The 4,881-nt window shown below is 35.5% G+C and carries 6 protein-coding genes; all 6 read left to right on the forward strand.

Features of this window, described 5'->3' with window-relative positions; all coding sequences use genetic code 11:
• A partial coding sequence (locus PHC28_RS15585; protein WP_300102753.1) for a complex I subunit 1 family protein occupies nt 1-648 on the forward strand: 648 nt, incomplete at its 5' end.
• 4 nt (nt 649-652) lie between these two features.
• Nucleotides 653-1,129 (forward strand): 4Fe-4S binding protein, encoded by a 477-nt coding sequence (locus tag PHC28_RS15590; protein ID WP_300102756.1) that lies wholly within the window; start codon nt 653-655, stop codon nt 1,127-1,129.
• A 4-nt stretch (nt 1,130-1,133) separates the two neighbouring features.
• Nucleotides 1,134-1,655, forward strand: a complete 522-nt coding sequence (locus tag PHC28_RS15595) for an NADH-quinone oxidoreductase subunit J (RefSeq protein ID WP_300102759.1) — start codon at nt 1,134-1,136, stop codon at nt 1,653-1,655.
• Nucleotides 1,652-1,969: an NADH-quinone oxidoreductase subunit NuoK gene (gene nuoK, locus PHC28_RS15600; protein ID WP_300102762.1), complete on the forward strand. Its 318-nt coding sequence runs from the start codon at nt 1,652-1,654 to the stop codon at nt 1,967-1,969. The genes PHC28_RS15595 and nuoK overlap by 4 nt, the downstream gene beginning before the upstream one ends.
• A gap of 12 nt (nt 1,970-1,981) precedes the next feature.
• The gene (gene nuoL / locus PHC28_RS15605) at nt 1,982-3,910 is read left to right on the forward strand and encodes an NADH-quinone oxidoreductase subunit L (protein WP_300102765.1); all 1,929 of its coding nucleotides are present in this window, start codon (nt 1,982-1,984) and stop codon (nt 3,908-3,910) included.
• Between the two features lie 9 nt (nt 3,911-3,919).
• On the forward strand, nt 3,920-4,881 hold a 962-nt coding region (locus PHC28_RS15610), incomplete at its 3' end, for a NuoM family protein (RefSeq protein WP_300102767.1).

Consider the following 4,881-nt stretch of genomic DNA (forward strand, 5'->3'; position numbering starts at 1 on the left):
ATTGGAGTTATCGGGATTTTACTAGCAGGTTGGAGTAGTAATAACAAATTTGCTTTAATTGGAGCAATGCGAAGCGGAGTTCAAACTATTAGTTACGAGTTATCCGTTGGTTTATCATTATTGACAATGGTCTTAATGACAGGTTCCTTACAACTTTCTCAAATAGTCGAAGTTCAAAAAGGAGGCTGGCTTATTGTTCAAGGTCATATTCCTGCCATTATAGCATTTTGCATCTATATGATTGCCGGAACTGCTGAAACAAACAGAGCTCCTTTCGATTTAGTAGAAGCTGAATCAGAATTGGGTGCTGGTTTTCACACCGAATATTCAGGAATGAAGTTTGCCTATTTCTTCTTGGCCGAATTTATCAATATGTTTATCATCGCCTCCATCGCTACAACAGTATTCTTCGGAGCGTATTTATCTCCTTTTGGAATAACCGACAATATTCCTTTGCTAGGCGTATTCTGGTTCTTGCCAAAAACATTGGTATTAATATGTTTAATGATGTGGTTCAGATGGACGTTCCCAAGATTAAGAATTGATCAACTTTTGATATTAGAATGGAAATATTTGCTTCCAATCAACTTGATCAATTTGGTTTTAATGGCATTGATTGTATTACTTAAATTAACCATTCATTTCTAAAATTATGAGTTATTTTTCAGATATATATAACGGAATAAAAACACTTCTTACAGGAATGAGTGTTACCGGAAAGTACTTTTTACATTCTAGAAAAGGTGCTATAACCCAGCAATATCCTGACAATCGAGACACTCTAAAAATGTTTGATCGTTTTCGTGGCGAAGTTTATATGCCTCATTCCGAAGAAAACACACACCGTTGTACAGGTTGTCAAAAATGTGAATTGGCTTGCCCTAACGGAACTATCGAAATTATTTGGGACAGACAAATTGATCCTGAAACAGGCAAAAAGAAAAAAATGATTGACCAACATATTTACCATTTAGGAATGTGCACAATGTGTGGTTTATGTATTGAAGCCTGCCCAACTGATGCTATCAAATGGGCTCAGAATTTTGAAAATTCCGTTTACGACAGAACTTACCTCACTAGAGTATTAAACAAACCGGGCTCAAAAGTAGTGCCTGGACTAGAAGATTAATCTTATGGAAAGAATAGTATTTTATATTTTAGCATTGATAATGATTGTTAGTGCAATTGCTTCTGTAACGAGTCGCCAAATGCTTCGGTCAGTTATTTATCTACTGTTTGTGCTTATAGGTGTTGCAGGAATCTACTTTTTGATTGATTACAATTTCTTGGCAGCCGTTCAATTGACGGTTTATGCAGGAGGAATTATTGTCTTGGTCATTTTCTCAGTGCTGCTTGTTCATCATATAGAAATGGAATTGGAAATGGCAAAATTGTCCAAAAAATTACTAACCGGATTGGTTTGTTTAATTGGTCTTGGCATTTTCTTGGCCATCATTTATACAACCAATTTTAATGTTGTCGAAAACTCTAAAAGCACTGATGTTTCCGAAATTGGAATGGGGCTTTTAGGTTACGAAGCAGGTGGATTCATTTTGCCTTTTGAAGTGATAAGTGTGCTGTTATTAGCTGCAATGATTGGAGCAATAATCATAGGAAAAGGAGACAAACTAACTAAAAACGACGACAAATTATGATAGCCGGAATTAGCATTTACGAAATTTTCACCCTCACCTCTATTCTGTTTTTTATAGGTATTTATGGGTTTATTACAAGAAAAAACTTGATTTCAATTTTAATTTCTTTAGAGTTGATTTTGAATGCATCGGCAGTAAATTTTGTTGTCATCAACAAATATTTATATCCAGATGTATTGCAAGGCGTTTTCTTTTCGATTTTTATTATCGCCGTGGCTGCCGCCGAAACTGCGCTTGCTGTTGCAATAATCATTAATCTTTACAGACAAATTAGCTCTGTTGAAGTGAAGGAAACTGAAATTATGAAGTATTAATATTCATCAACTATGGACATCTCTTATATACTATTTATTCCGTTGATTCCGCTAGCAGTTTTCTTGCTTTTGGGAATTTTTAACCAACAAATTAAACCTGCAGTTTCAGGATACATTGGAGTCTTGGGATTATCAATATCGGCTGCACTATCTTATTTCACAGCGTACCAATACTTTTTCGTCAATGGAAAAGTAGAAGGAGTTTATCAAACTTTTGTCGAAAAAATCGTGTGGATGAACTTCACTGACACCTTGCATATCGATTTAGGAGTTTTGGTTGACCCAATATCTGTAATGATGCTAATTGTAGTAACGACTGTGTCCTTAATGGTTCACATTTATAGCCGTGGTTATATGAAAGGCGATGATGGTTATACCAAATTTTTCGCCTATTTATCGCTTTTTTCTTTTTCAATGTTAGGATTGGTATTGGCAACAAACCTTTTCCAAATTTATATGTTCTGGGAATTAGTGGGGGTTTCTTCCTTTTTATTAATTGGATTTTATTACACCAAACCATCAGCTGTTTCTGCTGCAAAAAAAGCATTTATTGTTACTCGTTTTGCGGATTTAGGTTTCTTGATTGGAATTTTAATAATAGGATATTACGCTGGTACTTTTGATTTTCAAACGTTGAATGCTGTTACTCCAGAAGGAGAAGGTTTATTACTGAATTGGGCGTCCACATCTTTTATGGGAATGTCTGTATTTACTTGGGCATTAATTTTAATTTTTATGGGAGGTGCTGGAAAATCAGCAATGTTCCCTTTACACATTTGGTTACCAGACGCAATGGAAGGGCCAACACCTGTTTCTGCATTGATTCACGCTGCTACAATGGTTGTTGCAGGAGTTTATTTAGTAGCTCGATTATTCCCAATGTATTATTTCGTTGAAGGTGGATTTGTATTGAACATAGTGGCTTATGTGGGAGCTATCTCTTCCTTGTTTGCAGCAGTGATTGCAATAACCCAAACGGATATCAAGCGAGTTCTGGCTTTTTCGACAATGTCACAAATTGGTTATATGATGTTGGCATTAGGGGTTTCAAGTTATAAAGGGGAAGAAGGCGTTGGTTATATGGCGTCAATGTTCCATTTGTTTACTCACGCAATGTTCAAAGCCTTATTATTCTTGGGAGCAGGTTCCGTTATTCACGCAGTTCACAGCAATTATTTGAAAGATATGGGAGGTTTGCGCAAGTATATGCCAATTACCAATATTACCTTTTTGATTGCTGCTTTGGCAATAGCTGGAGTGCCACCGTTTGCAGGGTTTTGGAGTAAAGATGAAATCTTGGTAGCCGCCTTTGAAAAAAACCAATTACTTTATTTCATTGGACTTTTCGTGGCTGGACTAACCGCATTTTATATGTTTAGATTATACTTTGGAATATTTTGGGGCAAGGAAACAAAATACCATCATCCTCCACACGAATCACCAATTTCAATGACATTCCCGTTACTTTTCTTGGCTTTAATGAGTATTGTTGCTGGATTTATTCCTTTTAGCGAATTCATAACTGCAGACAAAATGGGTTTTGAAGGTCACTTAAACTATACAATGGCAGCAATTGCCGTGGGAACTGGATTAGTGGGAATCCTACTTGCTTGGATTTTCTATAAAAAAGAAAATGACTTGGCTGATAAGTTTGCCAATGCCTTTGGCATGTTTTACAAATGGACTTACAACAAATTTTACTTTGACGAAATATACCTTTTCGTTACCAAAAAAATAATTTTCAATCTTGTTGCCGCTCCAATTGCCTATTTTGACAAAAAATATGTTGATGGAACAATGGAAGGAATTGGGAACAAAACAGTATGGATTTCAGGAAAAATTAAAGGAATTCAATCCGGAAGATTACAAGATTATGCCTTATCATTTGTTGCTGGGGTTGTAATTATTGCGATGGTTTTTATTTATTTATGGACAAACTAATAGATTAATATGGATATTTTATCACTTTTCATCATTGTTCCCGTACTAACAATTTTAGCTTTGGTTGTTACCAAAGGATTAAAACAAGCACGAATAACTGCTATGATTGGAAGCTTCATTCAATTAGGAATGGCTATCAACTTAGTATTTGCCTATTTCAAGGAAAGAGCCGTAAATGATAGCATTATGTTATTTACAAGAGATATGATTTGGTTCAACCATTTCAATATTCATTATGCCATCGGGGTTGACGGAATTTCTGTAGCTTTATTGGTATTAACATCAATAATCGTTTTGGCGGGTGTTTTTATTTCCTGGAAAATGGAGGATTTACCAAAAGAATTTTTCGTTTCCTTATTAGTTTTAGCAAGTGGAGTATACGGATTCTTCATTTCGATTGACTTGTTTACAATGTTTGTATTCTACGAAATTGCCGTAATTCCAATGTATTTATTAATTGGGATTTGGGGATCAGGTCCAAAAGAATATTCAGCAATGAAATTAACATTAATGTTAATGGGAGCTTCTGCACTTTTATTGGTTGGAGTTTTAGGAATTTACTTGAACTCAAACGCAGATGGAGGTGAATTGACATTCAATATTATGGAAATTGCCAAAGTTCATATTCCATTTGCCGCACAAAAAATATTTTTTCCTTTGACCTTTTTAGGTTTTGCCGTTCTTGGAGCAATGTTTCCATTCCACACTTGGTCACCTGACGGTCACGCCTCAGCACCAACAGCAGTTTCAATGTTACACGCTGGAGTTTTGATGAAATTAGGAGGATATGGAATCTTCAGAATCGCAATGTTTTTATTGCCTTTAGGAGCAATTGAGTGGTCTTGGTTTTTTATAATTTTAGCAACAATCGGAGTAGTTTACGGCGCTTTTGGAGCGATAAGACAAACTGATTTAAAATACATTAATGCTTATGCCTCAGTTAGTCACTTAAGTTTGGTTTTATTTGCATT

Origin of the sequence: Flavobacterium sp. (assembly GCF_028712645.1) — a bacterium.
Classification (GTDB): Bacteria; Bacteroidota; Bacteroidia; order Flavobacteriales; family Flavobacteriaceae; genus Flavobacterium.

What these genes read in the sequence shown, in the direction of transcription:
- PHC28_RS15590 (WP_300102756.1), top strand. Translation starts at nt 653, where the DNA reads ATGAGTTATTTTTCAGATATATATAACGGAATAAAAACACTTCTTACA.
- PHC28_RS15595 (WP_300102759.1), top strand. Translation starts at nt 1,134, where the DNA reads ATGGAAAGAATAGTATTTTATATTTTAGCATTGATAATGATTGTTAGT.
- nuoK (WP_300102762.1), top strand. Translation starts at nt 1,652, where the DNA reads ATGATAGCCGGAATTAGCATTTACGAAATTTTCACCCTCACCTCTATT.
- nuoL (WP_300102765.1), top strand. Translation starts at nt 1,982, where the DNA reads ATGGACATCTCTTATATACTATTTATTCCGTTGATTCCGCTAGCAGTT.